Origin of the sequence: Runella defluvii (assembly GCF_014195535.1) — a bacterium.
Taxonomy (GTDB): Bacteria; Bacteroidota; Bacteroidia; order Cytophagales; family Spirosomataceae; genus Runella; species Runella defluvii.
Genome location: NZ_JACIBY010000012.1, coordinates 128634 through 145160, shown reverse-complemented (window position 1 = coordinate 145160; position 16527 = coordinate 128634). Strand labels below are relative to the sequence as shown.

General features: G+C 44.1%; 12 protein-coding genes and 1 tRNA gene. 9 read left to right on the top strand and 4 right to left on the bottom strand.

Features of this window, described 5'->3' with window-relative positions; genetic code table 11:
• Positions 1 to 16 precede the first annotated feature (16 nt).
• Entirely contained in the window at positions 17 to 988 is a 972-nt protein-coding gene (locus tag FHS57_RS23560) for a Smr/MutS family protein (RefSeq protein WP_183977981.1), read from the top strand.
• Positions 989 to 1075: 87 nt separating this feature from the next.
• On the opposite strand, the gene FHS57_RS23555 is transcribed toward FHS57_RS23560, so the two are convergent.
• On the bottom strand, positions 1076 to 1420 hold the full coding sequence (locus tag FHS57_RS23555; protein ID WP_183977979.1) for a transmembrane 220 family protein: 345 nt from the start codon (positions 1418 to 1420) through the stop codon (positions 1076 to 1078).
• An 87-nt stretch (positions 1421 to 1507) separates the two neighbouring features.
• On the opposite strand from FHS57_RS23555, the gene FHS57_RS23550 reads away from it, so the two are divergent.
• The 3 genes from FHS57_RS23550 (at position 1508) to FHS57_RS23540 (ending at position 4670) form a co-directional block, all read left to right on the top strand.
• Entirely contained in the window at positions 1508 to 3415 is a 1908-nt protein-coding gene (locus tag FHS57_RS23550) for a M14 family metallopeptidase (RefSeq protein ID WP_183977977.1), read from the top strand.
• Between the two features lie 72 nt (positions 3416 to 3487).
• On the top strand, positions 3488 to 4174 hold the full coding sequence (locus tag FHS57_RS23545; RefSeq protein ID WP_183977975.1) for a M949_RS01915 family surface polysaccharide biosynthesis protein: 687 nt from the start codon (positions 3488 to 3490) through the stop codon (positions 4172 to 4174).
• A 25-nt stretch (positions 4175 to 4199) separates the two neighbouring features.
• Positions 4200 to 4670 carry a hypothetical protein gene (locus FHS57_RS23540; RefSeq protein WP_183977973.1) on the top strand — a complete coding sequence of 157 codons (471 nt, stop codon included), beginning with the start codon at positions 4200 to 4202 and terminating at the stop codon, positions 4668 to 4670.
• Between the two features lie 197 nt (positions 4671 to 4867).
• Here the strand turns inward: FHS57_RS23540 and FHS57_RS23535 are convergent, their stop codons facing one another.
• Complete coding sequence (locus FHS57_RS23535) at positions 4868 to 7012, bottom strand: S9 family peptidase (protein ID WP_183977970.1); 2145 nt, start codon at positions 7010 to 7012, stop codon at positions 4868 to 4870.
• Positions 7013 to 7197: 185 nt separating this feature from the next.
• Here FHS57_RS23535 and FHS57_RS23530 point away from each other — a divergent pair, with 185 nt between their 5' ends.
• The 5 genes from FHS57_RS23530 to FHS57_RS23510 all read left to right on the top strand — a co-directional run bounded on the left by FHS57_RS23530 (position 7198) and on the right by FHS57_RS23510 (position 14702).
• Positions 7198 to 8352, top strand: a complete 1155-nt coding sequence (locus FHS57_RS23530) for a DUF4249 domain-containing protein (RefSeq protein ID WP_183977968.1) — start codon at positions 7198 to 7200, stop codon at positions 8350 to 8352.
• 58 nt (positions 8353 to 8410) lie between these two features.
• Positions 8411 to 10828, top strand: coding sequence for a TonB-dependent receptor (locus FHS57_RS23525; protein WP_183977966.1), 2418 nt, complete (start codon positions 8411 to 8413; stop codon positions 10826 to 10828).
• Positions 10829 to 10860: 32 nt separating this feature from the next.
• Complete coding sequence (locus tag FHS57_RS23520; RefSeq protein ID WP_183977964.1) at positions 10861 to 13023, top strand: 3-hydroxyacyl-CoA dehydrogenase NAD-binding domain-containing protein; 2163 nt, start codon at positions 10861 to 10863, stop codon at positions 13021 to 13023.
• Between the two features lie 176 nt (positions 13024 to 13199).
• A tRNA-Arg gene (locus FHS57_RS23515) sits at positions 13200 to 13273 on the top strand.
• A 241-nt stretch (positions 13274 to 13514) separates the two neighbouring features.
• Positions 13515 to 14702, top strand: coding sequence for a site-specific integrase (locus FHS57_RS23510; protein WP_183977962.1), 1188 nt, complete (start codon positions 13515 to 13517; stop codon positions 14700 to 14702).
• 54 nt (positions 14703 to 14756) lie between these two features.
• Here FHS57_RS23510 and FHS57_RS23505 read toward each other — a convergent pair whose 3' ends face one another.
• Entirely contained in the window at positions 14757 to 15341 is a 585-nt protein-coding gene (locus tag FHS57_RS23505; RefSeq protein WP_183977960.1) for a hypothetical protein, read from the bottom strand.
• Positions 15338 to 16495 (bottom strand): DUF4344 domain-containing metallopeptidase, encoded by a 1158-nt coding sequence (locus FHS57_RS23500; RefSeq protein WP_183977958.1) that lies wholly within the window; start codon positions 16493 to 16495, stop codon positions 15338 to 15340. The genes FHS57_RS23505 and FHS57_RS23500 overlap by 4 nt, the downstream gene beginning before the upstream one ends.
• Positions 16496 to 16527: the final 32 nt, after the last annotated feature.

Below are 16527 nucleotides of genomic sequence, written 5' to 3'. Positions count from 1 at the left end.
AACGAACATTACCACAATGAACATAGGCGATAAAGTCCGATTAATCCATTCCAAAGAAGAGGGTATCGTTACCCGAATTTTACCCAACAACGTCATCGAAATCGAAATCGAAGACGGGTTTCGTTTGCCCGTTTTAAAGCGTGAATTGGCTGTCGTTTCAGCCGTTGAAGCACAGGCTTTTCGTACGGTAAAACCCCAACCCACGCCCGATAAAGCTACTGATAGCCGCCCCACGGGTATCCGTGCTGAAAAGGGGATTTTTATGGCGTTTGTTCCGCTGAACGACCGCGAAATCGTTCTTCATCTCGTCAACAATACCGATTGGGATTTACCTTATTCGCTCGCTACTCCCACCGAACGCCACCAAAGAGGTATTTCGGGAGGGTATCTCAAGGCCAAAAGCGCCCTTAAAGTCCACGAATTACTGATCAAAGATTTTGAAGACTGGGGCACGTTTGTGTTTCATTGCCTCTATTTCACCGTTGGGTTTTCGCCCGAAAGGGCTCCGCTTACGAAGCGTATTAAGTTTAGGGCCAACACTTTCTTTAAAAACAAACGCAAAGCATCCATCCTTGAAAAGGACGCGTACCTCTTTCAGCTCGACGCCGACGAAAAGCTAGACCAGCCGCTCAATGCGCAGGTGTTGAAAGAAAAAATGATGGAGAAAAACGAGCCAGAACCTGCTGTTTCTCTGCCCATTGAGCGTCCTTCTTCGGTCGTTGATTTGCACATCGAAAAACTGACGCGTGATTTTTTGGCGTTGAATAACAACGAAATGATTGCGATTCAATTGAAGACATTTGAGCAACAGCTCGAAAAAGCCATCGCCAGCGGAATGGACGAAATTACGTTTATTCACGGCGTTGGAAACGGAGTCTTACGTACTGAACTCCACCGCCGAATGAGCAAGCACAAAAACGTAAAGTTTTACGAAGACGCTCAAAAAGAGAAGTTTGGCTACGGAGCCACTAAGGTAAAAATCAAGTAAGATAGTAGCACCTTCCCGAAAGTTCAAAACTTTCGGGAAGGTTTTGAACTTTCGGGAAGGTATAACGGACTTTCGGGAAGGTGAAACTTAATTACGTAAAAAGCCCAAAATAACCATTCCTAAAGCACTGATGGCCAAGCCCAACGACTCACGGGCGAGTTCGATGTTGATGGAACGCATGGCCATTTCTCCCCAAAATACCCCTTCGTACTTAGGTGGCCACTGCTGAAAAGCCGCTAAAAAATAAGCTCCCGCCAAAATGAAAAATACGTAGCGGTTGGGGGCTTTCCCAAAAAATATACTCAAACTAGCCGCGACGGCAATCCCATAAATCGGCATCCACAGCTCAGGGTCGGGGTCGTTGTACTGTACGACCACAAAATAGGTAAACAAAATCGCTAACAACAGCGACACCACTTTCTTTAGGTTCATTTTTATTGGTTAGGTTAAACGTAATATCTACTAATTTTTGGCCAAAAATAGCTAATTTGCCCATTCAACAACACTCTCTAAATTCCAATGAAAACCCTTTCTACTCTTTCGCTCGTACTGATTTCTGTCAGTATTTGGGCTCAAAAATCCTATTATCCCGAACCAAAATGGCCCGAACAAGACACCGCTAACAAATTCTACACCGTCAAAGGAGAACGTCATGGGGTAAGTTTTTTCAAAAAACATTATTTCAAAGACGTCCAGTACACCCCTACTGACAAACTTGCATTTGATGTCTATCACTCACCCGATGTGATGTATCACTGGTACCGTAAATGGGCCGAGCAATACCCCAATCTCGTTGACTTATACGAAGTTGCGAAAAGCTACGAAGGTCGTCCTATTCTTCAAATGACCCTCACCAACAAAAAAACGGGCAAGCATACCGACAAACCTGCCGCTTACTTTGAAGCAGGCCGCCACAGTGGTGAAGTGACCAGTAGCGAAGCAATTTTATGGCTCACCAAACACCTGCTCGATAACTACGGCAAAGACGCCGCCATCACCAAACTGATTGATACAAAAACCATTTATTTACGTCCCGAAAATAATCCTGATGGCTCAACCATGTATTTGTTTTCGGCCCAGCGAAATCGCAGTACCGTGCATCCCAAAGACGATGACCGTGATGGTTTGCTCGACGAAGATCCCGAAGAAGACCTCGACGGCGACGGCGTGATTTACCAAATTCGTAAAAAAGCAGTCACCAAAGCTGAAAAAGAGAAGGCAGACTTTATCCTAGACCCCCGCGACCCGCGCTTGATGAAACGCGTTCAAGAAGGAAAAGGAGAATGGCTCGTTTATACCGAGGGCATTGATAACGACGGCGATGGCAAATACAACGAAGACGGAATAGGTGGACTCGACAACCACCGCAACTACCCCGAAAACTGGCGCCCCGACCAAGGTGGCGACCTCACGGGCAGGGGCTATACCCAAGGTGGAGCGGGTGATTATCCGTTGAGCGAGATTGAAACGCGTTCGACGGTATTGTGGTTGCTTCAACATCCTAATATTTCGGTGGTCAACTCGATGGATACGCGGGTGCCCATGCACTTGCGCCCACCATCAACGTCGAAAAGCGAAGAAAGTATGTTTCCTGCTGACTTGGCTATTTACAAACACATGGACAGCCTTGGGCTTTCGCACACCAACTATCCGTGGGCGGGCGATGTCTATTACACCTATGCGACGCGCAGCAAAACCGACCGCGTGACGGGTGACCCTTCAAAACCCCAACCTCTCTTTGGCCACGGCCCTGATTTTGGGTATTTTTATTACGGTTCCATCTGGTACGGTGATGAGCTTTGGAACGGTGGCGCCATGAAAGATTACGACAAAGATGGCCAATACGACGAATATGACGGCCTCATGTGGGACGACGAAGCCAATAAAAAGAACGGCTTTAAACCTTGGACAAAATTTACGCACCCCGTTTTGGGAGAAGTCGAACTTGGTGGCTTCCATCCCAAGTTTTTTGCCCAAAATGGCCCAGCTTGGAACTTGGAAACGTGGATTTCGAAACAATCTCTTTTCAACTTAGGCATGGCGCTGGAGCTTCCGCAAGTGGAGTTTAAGGACGTTTCGGTCAAAGCACTTCCAAACAAAGAATACGAAATTCGAGTTAAATGGAGCAATACGGGAAAACTTCCCGTTGCCCTTGAGCAAGCCAAACGCGTTAAAATCGTTCAAGAAGACCGCCTCACCCTCGACATTGACAAGAACTTGTTGAAAGGTTTTGAAGAAGCAAAAGTGGTGATTACCCAACCAACCTTGTTTGATAAAACCATTTTTGCGGGTTATACGGCTCCTAACGAGACGAAAGAAGGCGTTTTTCGTGTAAAACTCAACCAAACGGGAAGCGTTAAAGCAAAAGTTAAGCTACTTTCAACGCGGGGGGGCTATCAGGAAAAAGAAATTGTGATTGGACAGTAACTTTTAAAAATTTGGCCAATACCTCAACTATCTCAGGTATTGGCCAACATTTACTCCATTAATAACCTATTTATGCGATTTTTACTACTTTTATTGCTTGCTACAACCTCCTATACTCCCCTTTTTTTTCAAATAGAAATACTTACTAACCAGCAAATTAATACGCTATTTCCGAGTAGTGTTCAAAAAAACTTTGGGATCAACTTTCCTATTTATCGCGCGTACAAATACTCCGACAAAGCTGGACAATATTATTGCTTATTGACTGAAAACATTGATAAAATTGCAAACGGAAAAGACACTCTTCATACCAAAATTAAAGCAATTAATTTAAAAGTAGAAAAAGCCTCTTTTATCAAACTTTGGGAAATCAATGATTTTGTTCTTGCCAAAGAAAAACAAGAAAGTAACATCTGGTTTTGGACGAAATATTGCAGTTTTAATGATGTAGATAAAGATGGAATACCTGACCCAATCATTGTCTATGGAACGAAAGGGGCTAATGGATACGACGACGGAAGAATCAAATTTATCATTTATTACAAAGACCAAAAATACGCCATTCGACATCAAAATGGAGTCCTTGATTTTGAACGAGAAACCCAAGTGGACAAAGCGTTTTATTCACTTCCTAAAGCAATTCAAGCCTCCATTCAACAAAAGATGGAAGCTATGACCGAAAACAATCAGGCTATTTTCCCAGCTGGATGGCAAACGTTCATGAAACAACAGAAAACAGCATTTCACGAACGTCAATAGTTAACAACCCCAGAATAACATTCTCATGGAAATCAAGCATTTATCAACACAAATTGAGATTGGAAATACGCCTAAATTAGAAGCTACTTACAACCAATTTGATACTTTACTAATTGAGTTAAGAAAAAAAGAAATTCCTTCCCAACTCATCGACTGCATCAATGCTCACGTTGTGGAAATCAACTCGTTTGCTGGCTCAGGAACCGACTTTGGGAAATTCATTAAAATGAAGCAATCAACTATTGTTAACCTTTTGGCAAAAGAGGTAAAAATTGTCCCTAAAAACTACTACCAAACGATTTGGATGAGTATGGGTATGGCGGCTATTGGCCTACCTATTGGAGTAGCGATAGGGGCAGCTACCAAAAACATGGGTTTATTGGGAGTTGGCTTACCCATTGGGCTGGGTTTGGGGGTAGTTGTCGGTCGTAAAATGGACGAAAAAGCGGCCAAAGAAAATCGTCAATTGAATATTGTATTGACTAAAAACTTTTAAACTTTCCAAGTTTGATTATTCCACCGTGGAGTATCCGAACAAATGCAGGATAGGGTCGCATTCTTTTTAAAACACATAGAAAATAGTAGAATAAACACATAGTCAACATAGACAGTCTTTTGTGGACTATGTGTTTACCAGCAATAAGGCAAATGCCATCAAGAAATAAATGTAGTCTTTGGGTAATATAAACTGGTTTACTTCCCTATTCCCAATCGGCTAAGGATAAAGGCGTAGTTGAAGGCTTCGTCTTTGAGGTAATCAAAACGCCCCGTCGAACCGCCGTGACCTGAGTCCATGTTGGTTTTGAGAAGGACTACATTCTGGTCAGTTTTAAGCGTCCGTATTTTGGCGACCCATTTGGCAGGTTCGTGAAAACCAACCTGCGAATCATTTAAACCACCCGTGGCCAAAATGTTGGGATAATTTCCTTTTTTGAGGTTGTCGTAGGGTGAGTACGTCATGATATAATCGTAGTCAGCTTTGATGTTCGGATTACCCCATTGTTCGTATTCTTGAGTCGTCAGCGGAAGATTAGGGTCGAGCATGGTATTTATCACATCGACAAAAGGCACTTCCGCCACCACTACTTTAAACAAATCAGGGCGTAAGTTGGTCACGGCTCCTACCAACAAGCCCCCTGCGCTTCCACCGTTGATGGCCAATTTTTCTGGAGACGTATATTTTTCGTTCACAAGGTGCTCGGCACAGGCAATAAAATCGGTAAAGGTGTTCATTTTCTTCTGCAATTTCCCGTCTTCGTACCACTGTTCGCCCAAATCTGACCCGCCACGAATCTGCGCAATGACATAGACAAAACCACGGTTGACCAAGCTAAAGATATTGGCATTAAAACCCGCATCCGACGAATACCCGTACGACCCATACGAATACAAAAGACTCGGATTGGTACCGTCGAGCGTGATTCCTTTTTTATGTACAACAGCCATCGGGACTTTAACACCGTCTTTGGCCGTTGCCCAAAGGCGCTTTACCTCATAGTCGTCGGGGTTAAACCCACTCGGCACTTCACGTTCTTTGAGCTTTGTGCTGCTGTTGGTCAGCATGTCGTAGTCGTAGGTCGTAGTGGGGCGGTTGAGCGAAGTATAAGCGTAACGGAATTTCGTTGAAGTAAAATCAGGCGTACCCATCGGATAGGCGGTATAGACAGGTTCTGGAAACGAAATCGTTTTGCTATTCCCCGTCGTCAGTTCCCTCACCTGCATCTCTAGCAACCCATTGATTCGTTTGGTGATAATCATATACTTTTCAAAAATATCTATCCCTTCGATTTTTGCTTTGGGGTCATGTGCAACAATCTCCTTCCACGTACTGCGGTTTTCATAGCCTTCTTTGGGCAATTCGTATATTTTTTGGTTTTTGTTTTGTGGGTCTTTCCACGACACATAGTAATGTGCTGGGTGGTCGGTGATGTTGTATTCAACGTCTTTTTGACGCGGCAAAAACAGCGTAAACTTTCCATTGGGCTGGTCAGCGGGCAGGATTCGAGTATCGCTGCTAGTGAAACTTCCCGACTGAATCGCAATGATGCGTTTGGTTTTTGAACGACCCACGTAGCAGTTAAATAGCTCGTCTTTTTCTTCATATACAAGTTCGTCTTTGGCGTTGCTTCCGACTATATGTTTATAAATTTTGTGCGAACGAAGGGCAGCATTAGGCACCGAATAAAACACTGTTTGGTTATCGGCCGCCCACGCAAGGCTACCGCCCATGCGACTGATAACGTCAGGGAGCTCTTTGCCCGTTTGCAAATCCCGAAAACGCAGCTCAAACTCAGCATAAGAACCTGTGGTGTTGCTAACATAAGCCGCAATGTTGTTGTTATCGCTTACTTCATAGCCTCCCATGATGAAAGCTCCTTTTCCTGCGGCCATTTTGTTTTCGTCAAAAATGACTTCCTCAGCAGCGTCAAGGCTGCCTTTTTTGCGGCAATGAACGCTGTATTGTTGACCTTTCCCAACGCGAGAATAGTAATAGTATCCATTATCGAACGACGGCACCGACTGGTCTTCCTCTTTGATTCTGCCTTTCATTTCGTCAAAAAGCGTTTTTTGAAGCGCTTTGGTCGAAGCCATCACCGTATCAGCATAGGCATTTTCAGCTTTCAGGTAAGCAATGGTTTCAGGGTTGGTTTTATCCTTTAACCAATAATAATCGTCCACACGCTGATAGCCGTGGTTGGTGAAAGTTTTGGGCTTTTTGGCGGCAACGGGAGCGGCAGGATATTCAGCTTGGGTGAGCACTTTTGTTTGTTCGGGAGTGGTTTTACAACCTCCCAAAGCCAAACACACCACAAGGGTGCTGGGAATGAGGTTTTTCATCGAAAATGGTTTTAGAATTTGGGGGTAATTTACGCAATGAAACCGCTATTTCCCAACGAAAAAAGTGGGACTTACCTCATCCATTCATCTATAAAATAGCGTGATTAGTCTGCACATTGTAGTAAAATAAAAAGACTGAATAAGATATTCCTCAGAAAACTCGTCCTAAATTGTTACATTTCGGGATGTTTTTACAAAGAGCCATCACCTTTATTATTCTCTGTTTGCTGTGGGTTTCGTGCGTTGAAGTCTATGATGTAAACTATCGTTTCAATTCGGAGGTCATCACCGTAGATGGATTCGTAACCAACGGATACGGTCTGACTGTCACCTTGAAAACAGCTCGTTCTGAAAATGCCACCTATTACTCTGTGCCGCTGCGAAATTGTGAGGTCGAAGTCAGGGTAGGCGACGGTTCGGTTGTAAAACTAGCCGAATACGAAAGTGGCGTGTATATAGCTCCCGCTACTTTTAATGGCCAAGTCGGTCAAACCTACCAATTACATTTCCGAACCCCCACAGGAAAAGTATATGAGTCAGAAAAAGAACAGCTGAGGGCTTCCCCTGAAATTGATAAAATCTACCATAAATACAACCGTGATGGCATCCTAGACCGCACAGGAAAACGAGTTGCTTTTTCTTCGTTAGATGTTTACGTTGATTTTAAAGACCCCGCCAATGAGCGCAACTTCTATTTGTGGCGCTGGACAGACTACGAGGAGCAAGGCTTATGTGCCACTTGCGAAGGCGGAAAACTGGACTCAAAAACGTTTGTGTGTATTCCTGAGCGTAACAGTCGGACGATATACGATTACCGATGTGATGCCCCTTGTTGGGAGATTTTTTACAGCAATGAAATTACCGTCTTTTCGGATATTTATTCCAATGGTCGCCAAGTTCAGGCCCAGCAAGTTGCCAAAATTCCGTTCTATGTAATGGGAGGTGGATTTGCCAATCGGGCAGCGCTGGTCGAAATCCAGCAACTATCCATTTCTCCTAATGCCTACGAATATTACAAACTCCTGCGCGACCAAGCTCAAAACACGGGTAATCTGACCGATACACCACCCTCTGCCATTATCGGTAACGTTAGAAACATAGATGACAGCACCGAAGAAGTAGTTGGCTATTTCGGGACGGCAGGGGTGGCAAAATCCCGTCATTTTATTGATAAACGCCCTTATTCTAACGCCTACAAGTACCTCATGCTTGGGCGAGAACCTTCACTTGAGCCCGACACCCCTCCCATGCCTCCTTTGTTTGAGTCTCGCCCTCCTTTAGCACCCTGTGTGCAAAGTGCTACCCGAACGCCCATTCGCCCCGCAGGATGGCTTTTGTAAAAGTGAGAAAGCAAATACCCCATTTTATTTTAACACCTGAGAAAACACTACAATTGGAATGAAAATAAGGCTACTTCTTTTTCTCTGGCTAATGGCGGGTACGGGGTATATATGGGCCCAACAACGCGTCAAGCACCCCCCCACCCGACCGTTTGAACTGAGTGGCATCGTTCGTGATTCGCTAACGGGCGAACTTATCAGCAATGCCGCCATCCGCCTAAATTTTGACAAATCTGGGCTTTATACCGATTCTACGGGCACTTTCACCATCATGCTTAGTAAAGCCGACTACACCGTCGTCATCAGCCGATTAGGATACCGTCCGCACCGCCTAAAACTCACACTTGACCAAAACATCCACTTAGACGTCAAACTTCTCAACGTGGCAAAAGAGCTCGAAGAAGTTGTTATTTCTACCCAAGCCGTGGACGAAAATGTGGCTCGGCCTTTGCTGGGAGTAACGCAGTTGAACATTAAAACCATCAGACGCCTCCCTGCCATTTTGGGAGAAGTCGATGTGCTACGAAGTTTGCAAATGCTCCCTGGGGTCACTTCCGTAGGGGAAGCCTCCAACGGGGTCAATATCCGCGGTGGTGCCGTTGACCAAAACCTAATTTTACTCGACGACGCCCCTATTTTTAACCCAACTCACTTGTTTGGTTTGTTTTCTGTTTTTCCTCCCGACGCCGTTTCTAGCATGGAACTGTACAAAGGGACTGCCCCTGCTCGGTTTGGCGGGCGAGCTGCTTCGGTACTCGATATTTCGATGGCCAACCCATCCTTGGACAAATTTAAACTCCAAGGCGGCATTAGTTTCGTCGCCAACCGTTTGACCGCCGAAATCCCGTTGGTCAAAGAAAAAGTGGGGATATTGATAACGGGGCGCGGGGCATTCAACGATTTTGCGTTTCAGTGGGGGCCTCAAAAATTAAAAAACATTCGGGCGAGTTTTGGAGATGCCGCCGCCAAACTCTTTTGGAGAATCAATGATAAAAACACCTTTTCATTATCCAATTATTACAGCACCGATTTCTTCCAAACCGACCTTCTTGGCGGTATCAATAACATCAATTCCGTTTCTACCCAATACGATTACAACACCCTCAACTTTACCGCTCGCTGGTTTCATGCCTTCCACGACCGTCTCAACGTGCAAACCACAGCCGTTTTTAGCCAATATCGCCCCACCATCCTTTTGCCCGAACTCAACAGCGATAATAAAGTAACGATTGGCTCCGAAATCCTTCAGCGACAGGCCAAGACCAACTTTAATTATACCCCCAACAAAGCCCATAAAATAGAATTTGGGGCAAACATGACCCATTATCAGTTGCAGCCAGGCACGCTAAACCCTGGCGCCAACGACCGAGTTAACCCTTTGCGCGTTCCCAACGAATATGGGCTGGAATTGGCGCTACACGCGGAAGATGAAATCTCAATAAACCGCAAAACAACCGTTTCGGTAGGACTGCGTTATTCGTATTTTATGGCCTTAGGCCCCGCCGCTGTGCGTTCGTACGCCGACGGTAGCCCCAAATCCGAAGCCAGCATTATCGACTCCACTTTTTACGGAAGCGGCAAACCCCTCCAAACCTACGGAGGTTTTGAGCCACGCGTGGGGCTGCGTTATACCATCGACGAACTGTCGTCGGTTAAGTTCGGCTACAACCTCATGCGTCAGTATTTACAAGTGGTTTCCAATACCACCACTCCCCTTCCCACCTCGCGTTGGAAAATGAGTGATGCCCATATTCGGCCGCAAGTGAGTCAGTTGTGGACAGTTGGTTATTTCAAAAACCTTAAAAATAACATCTATGAGTTTTCGCTAGAAGCCTACTACCGCGCCACCCAAAACGTGCTAGACTTCAAACCAGGTGCCGATTTTTTGTTGCAAAACTACATCGAAACCCAAGTATTGCAGGGACGGAGTAAATCGTACGGCTTAGAATTAATGCTCACCAAGAAAAAAGGCGAAATGACGGGTTGGGTCAATTACACGTATTCAAGGGTATTTAATTTGGTGGACGAAGGCCCTCGCTTCACCGAACGTATCAACGATGGCAAATGGTATCCTGCCAACTTCGACCGTCCTCACAACGTGAACATGTCGCTCAATTTCAGTGAGAACAAATACCACAGCCTTTCGTTGACATTCACCTACGGGACAGGCCGCCCCTACACCATCCCCAACGGCTTTGTGAGTTTCCAAGGGAAAGCCTACCCCTACTATGCCGAACGCAACCAAGGCCGTATCAAAGACTACCACCGTCTTGATTTTTCGTGGCAAATCAACAACCCATCGCTCAAAGACAAACGTTGGATTGGCAGCTGGATTTTCACCGTTTATAACCTCTACGGTCGCAAAAACCAGTACTCGGTATTTTTGAAAACCCAAGGAACCGCCTATACCGCCTACCAGCTTCAAATTTTTGCCTCCCCAATTGTATCTTTGGCATACAATTTCAAGTTTATGTAAAAATCAGATACTCACTTATCAATCAACAACCAATGGCCATTGATTATTCAGTAAAAGACGGGGTAGCGATGATTGTGTGGAACATGACAAGCTCGCCCATGAACGTCCTCAACGACGACTCCGTTCCTGCTTTTGGAGAAGCGCTCAAAAAAGCCTTCTCTGACGCTGACGTGAAAGGAATCGTCATTACATCCTCCAAGCCTGAGTTTGTGGCAGGAGCTGACCTAAAAATGATTTTGCGCAATCAAGGAGGCGACCCCGCCGAAATGCTCAAAATCTCCGCAGGACTCAACGAGCTTTTTCGACGCATCGAAACCAACGGCAAACCCGTAGTCGCGGCCATCAATGGCACGGCGCTGGGTGGTGGCTTAGAAATATGTCTGGCTTGCCATTACCGAGTCGCCCTCAACAACCCCAAAACCAAACTGGGACTTCCCGAAGTAAAAGTTGGGCTACTACCAGGTGCGGGTGGTACGCAACGATTGCCGCGGATGATTGGAATGCAGGCCGCTCTACCATTGATTTTGGAAGGCAAAGAACTCTCCCCTAAAGATGCCTTAGGTATGGGTATTGTCGATGCCGTCGCCGAAACCCGCGAAGAAATGCTCGAAAAGGCTTTTTCGTGGATTGCAGCCAATCCAAAACCGCTAAAACCTTGGGACGAAATCAATAAAAAAACGGGTAAAATTCAGGCCAAAGACAACTACAAGGTTCCCAATGGCGCAGTGCTAAGCCCTGTCGGAATGCAAACCTTTACGGTAGGCACAGCAATGATGATGGACAAATCGAAAGGAAATTACCCTTCGACCCAACACATCATGTCGTGCGTTTACGAAGGATTGTTGGTCAACATCGACCGAGGTATTGCCATTGAAGCCCGTCATTTTGTCAAAGTTGCTACCTCCAAAGAAGCAGGCAACCTGATTCGTACCATGTTCTTGGGCTTAAACGAAGCCAACAAAGGCGCAAGCCGCCCCAAAGACATCGCCAAGACGGAGGTAAAAAAATTGGGTGTTTTGGGGGCGGGCATGATGGGTGCGGGCATTGCCTACGTCAGTGCGCTGGCGGGCATCGAAGTCATTTTAAAAGACGTCAGCCAAGAAGCAGCTGAAAAAGGCAAGGACTACGCGCGTAGTTTGTTAAAAAAAACCGTAGAACGCGGCAAATTCGACGCATTGAAAGCCGAAGGCGTATTGGACTTAATCAAACCGACAGCCAACGCCGATGATTTGGCGGGTAGTGAGCTAATCATCGAAGCCGTCTTTGAAAACCGCGAGCTAAAAGCCACCGTTACCCAAGAAGCCGAACCTCAATTAGTCAACAACGGCGTATTTGCCTCCAATACATCCACCTTGCCCATCACGGGCCTTGCCAAAGCCTCAGCGAATCCTGCCAATTTCATTGGCATTCACTTCTTTTCTCCCGTCGATAAAATGATGTTGGTGGAATTGATTGTCGGCAAAGAAACTTCTGACTACGCCTTAGCAGTAGCAATAGATTACACCCGTAAAATCAAAAAAACGCCGATTGTTGTCAACGACTCGCGGGGCTTTTATACGTCGCGCTGTTTTGGCACTTACACATCCGAAGGAATGGAGCTCCTTAAAGACGGCGTAAACCCTGTGCTCATTGAAAACGCAGGAAAACTGGCAGGAATGCCCGTAGGGCCGTTGGCAGTCTCGGACGAAGTGGCACTTGATTTGGTATATAAAATCGCGGGACAAGCCGTAAAAGACGGCGTACTGGCCGAAACCGACACTAGCTACCAAATTGGGAAACAATTTACTGAAATGGGGCGCTTGGGTAAAAAAGCCAAAGCAGGGTTTTACGAATACCCCGAAGGTGGCCAAAAACACTTATGGGAAGGTTTGGCGGAATTATTTCCCGTCAGTACCCAACAGCCTACGTTGGAAGAAGTAAAAACGCGTTTGTTGTACCGTCAGGCGATAGAAACGGTGCGGTGCTTTGAAGAAGGTGTGATACGAACGCGCCTTGACGCCGATTTGGGCTCGATTCTCGGCTGGGGTTTCCCTCCTTACGCGGGCGGCACGCTGTCTTTTGTTGACTACGTGGGCATTTCCACCTTCGTATCCGAATGCGACCGTCTTGCCGAAACTTACGGGGAGCGCTTCCGCCCCACCCCCAAATTACGAGCGATGGCGGCAGCGGGCGAAGGTTTTGTTGAAAAAAAGTAAAAATTTTTTATTTTTTTTCAACACTTATCTTTCTGAAAAGCAGCGTGTTTAGCTCAAAAACGCAGGTTCGACAAAAAATATTTTCAAAAAAAATCAAAAAAAGGCTTGACAAAGGGGTGAAATACCCCTACCTTTGCATTCCCAAAACAACGGGAAATAATTAAAAAAAATAACACGGTTGCGTAGCTCAATTGGATAGAGCATCTGACTACGGATCAGAAGGTTTGGGGTTCGAATCCCTACGTGACCACGAAAGAGCAAAATAGCTCACTGTTTTAGCCTAAAAGCCCTCAATTTGAGGGCTTTTTTGTTATAATCTCCTTCTACATAAATCAACGAAAAGTACCCCAAAATCAGGTGCGTTGTTCTTCTAAAACGGATACATGACCGTTTACTAAATTCTAAATTTTTTTATGCCTTTTTGTAGGGTTTTTGATAGCTCTGGCTGATTTAACCTTTATTGTTCAAAATCATGTCAATCGTAAAAAAGAATGTCTTTCCGCGTTAGATTCAAAATCCGCTCAAAAAAAAATGCCTCCAAGGCAGAAATTCACTATTTGTATTGCAGAATTAGGGTTGACGGAATATGCGCACCCGACTTTGCTACAGGGATTGCGTGTTTCCCCGATGACTGGCAACATAAACAACAATCTATCAAAGGGTATTCGGAAGATGTGAGGCAAAAAAATGAACGCCTCACCCAAATCAGGGCTGAATTAACAGAAATTTTCAACGACCTACGCAAACAGGAAAAAGCCATTACGGCTCAAATCATCAAACAACTATACACCAAAAAGACGCCAATTGTCCAATCTTGCCTTTTGGCTTTTTACGACAAGTGCATTCAAGACTTGAGTATATCGCTGAATCCAAGCACCATGAAATCATGGTATTCGCGTAGAGCTATGCTTCAAACTTACATTGAAAGTGTCCTCAAAAGAAAAGACATTGAATTGGTTGAAGTAACTCCAAGATGGTTAAAAGATTATTACGAATACCATATCAAAAACCTTAAAAATAGCCTTAGCCATGCCGCACGTGCGGTACAAGCGGTAAAAAGAATTATGGATTATTCGGTGGTTGAGGGTGCTTTGCCATATAATGCGACGAAGTCACTAAAGGTCGCTCGATCAAAACAAAAGCCATTGAGCTACTTAAATAAACATGAACTCGAAAAATTTGCAAAATGCCCTTTTTATGATGACCGATTACAAAGAACCGTAGATTGCTTTTGTTTTCAGGCATACACAGGGATGGCTTACAATGAACTTTTGCTTTTTTCGCCCAAAAAGCACCTTCATGTTGACAATGAAGGTATTACGTGGATTATGATTTATCGTGGCAAAACAACTGAATTAAGTTCAATACCATTGCTTGTCTCGGCTCGTCAATTACTGGAAAAGTACGATTACAATTTACCCGTTATCACAAATCAAAAGATGAATGAGTATCTAAAAGAAGCGGCTAGAATTGCAGGCTTTGAGGCCGAAAAGATTGATGAATTTACAACACACCTAGCAAGACGTACGGCAGGCATGTACTTACTGAATGTTGGGCTAAAGATTGAAACCGTGTCACGAATACTTGGGCATAAGTCAATCAAAATTACTGAAAAGCATTATGCCAAATTGCTCACTTCTTCAATCGTGAGTGATTTACGTAGAAATGGGCTTATTTAGAGGTACCAACTCCGTATAACAAAAACAGCCCCGTCAGATTGGCGGGGCTGTTTTTTATTTAATCATCAAAACTTTATTGTTTTTTAACACATATTGTCGTTTTATGGGCTCAGTTGGACAACAACAACTGTCATTATGACGATATGCGAGGCCGCTTGCATAAATCTTCAAATTTGATATTGAATCTATCTTTAAAATCGGCTCACCACAATGGCTTCCCGAATTTAAAGAGTCAACTAAAAAATAATCGTTTTTTTTATTGATAAGAACTCCGAAATAAGACTGAAACCCGTTCCCACCGTAAGGGTTAAAACTGAATTCTACTAAGGCATCTATCATATCATCACCGTTTAAGTCGGCGAAATAGACTTGTTTCTTATATACGGTATATGTGCCAAACTGCCTTTCCAAAGAATCAATGGTAACATCAAAATTAGAAGGTAAGTAATTTGCTTCGATAGTAGAATCATTTTCAGACAAATCAACTTTTCCAAAGCTACTTTCTTTCAAACTTTTAAAATGAATGGATTTGACCACATTTAAAACTTTTGTTGTATCACCTTTTGGGGACTGTTTTTGATGTAATTCGGCACAACTTGAAATAAATAATACAACAGCAAAAAAAACAACTTTTTTCATTGACCTTTGATGTTAAAAGTAATTGTTCCTTGGGAAGTAGAAAGTACATTGTCAGACTTTGGTACCAACTTCATTTTCAAAACGGCTTGTTTGTATAATTCGACAACCTTTTCACTTACGGTTGATTCTTTCGTTCTTATACCAGTGATGTTACCAATTTCATCGACAGTAATTTGGAACGTAATTCGTCCTGACTCGTTAAATGTATCGTTGACAGGTGGCCTTTGCCCAAATCCAAAACCTGTTACATTTAGAGCTACACCGACCTTACCTGTACTTGTGTTTTGGAGTTGACTTGGATGTATTTGATAATGCCTTGATGGGGCAACAACTGTATCGACAGCGGCATATTGTGTATCAGTACTTGAACTATTTGACTTTAAGAATGGCCCCAACACCCTTTTCCAGTCATTAATAAAGTTTTCATATTCGTCCTTTGACCTTTTTGCTCTCGATAAAGGCAATTGGTAAGGCTTAAAAATATCATCACCGATTAATTGCCATTGGTAAGCACGGTTCATGTTTGACCCACAAAATAATGACAAAAGGGTAAAATAACGCTCTAAAGACGGTGAATGCGTATCGGCGTATTTAGCCCTTCCCATAAAAATGGCATTTTCTAATGATTTGGCTGAGTAGTACCAGTTTAGGATGGAGTAGTAAGCAATTTTTTGGGTTTCAGCCGCTGGATGTTTTAACAAAAGCCATAATGCAAATTCATCCGCTAAATCTTCGTGTTTCCCAGTCGTTGCTAGATCAAATTGATGGTCTATGGCATGACCTAATTCATGGTAGAGAACCAATACCGCCGATGCCGCCAATTTTATGCCTGCTTCATCCTTACCGTTCTTTTGAATTAGTTTATTAAACATGGCATTGATATACTCATAACACATTTTAATATAACCACCATTACCAATAGGCTGATAAAACGCATTTTCAATACCACAATCACAAAAATATACGGGTATATCACGAGGGAAAGAAAGAGTGTAATTGGCGTGACGACGAAAACTTTCTAGCAACTGCGTTTGCTCCATTTGCTTGCTAACAAACTCATATTTACTTTTCTGAAAGATAAAAATCAAGTCGCCTTTGTCCTGGGCTATCGCTTGAAATGACAATAAAAGGCAGAATAATAAAACCGTTCTCATGTTAAAGTATTTAGGCCAAAAGTTAGTTATAA

Coding starts and splice junctions, on each gene's coding strand:
- FHS57_RS23560 (WP_183977981.1), top strand. CDS start 17: ATGAACATAGGCGATAAAGTCCGATTAATCCATTCCAAAGAAGAGGGT.
- FHS57_RS23555 (WP_183977979.1), bottom strand. CDS start 1,420: ATGAACCTAAAGAAAGTGGTGTCGCTGTTGTTAGCGATTTTGTTTACC.
- FHS57_RS23550 (WP_183977977.1), top strand. CDS start 1,508: ATGAAAACCCTTTCTACTCTTTCGCTCGTACTGATTTCTGTCAGTATT.
- FHS57_RS23545 (WP_183977975.1), top strand. CDS start 3,488: ATGCGATTTTTACTACTTTTATTGCTTGCTACAACCTCCTATACTCCC.
- FHS57_RS23540 (WP_183977973.1), top strand. CDS start 4,200: ATGGAAATCAAGCATTTATCAACACAAATTGAGATTGGAAATACGCCT.
- FHS57_RS23535 (WP_183977970.1), bottom strand. CDS start 7,012: ATGAAAAACCTCATTCCCAGCACCCTTGTGGTGTGTTTGGCTTTGGGA.
- FHS57_RS23530 (WP_183977968.1), top strand. CDS start 7,198: ATGTTTTTACAAAGAGCCATCACCTTTATTATTCTCTGTTTGCTGTGG.
- FHS57_RS23525 (WP_183977966.1), top strand. CDS start 8,411: ATGAAAATAAGGCTACTTCTTTTTCTCTGGCTAATGGCGGGTACGGGG.
- FHS57_RS23520 (WP_183977964.1), top strand. CDS start 10,861: ATGGCCATTGATTATTCAGTAAAAGACGGGGTAGCGATGATTGTGTGG.
- FHS57_RS23510 (WP_183977962.1), top strand. CDS start 13,515: ATGTCTTTCCGCGTTAGATTCAAAATCCGCTCAAAAAAAAATGCCTCC.
- FHS57_RS23505 (WP_183977960.1), bottom strand. CDS start 15,341: ATGAAAAAAGTTGTTTTTTTTGCTGTTGTATTATTTATTTCAAGTTGT.
- FHS57_RS23500 (WP_183977958.1), bottom strand. CDS start 16,495: ATGAGAACGGTTTTATTATTCTGCCTTTTATTGTCATTTCAAGCGATA.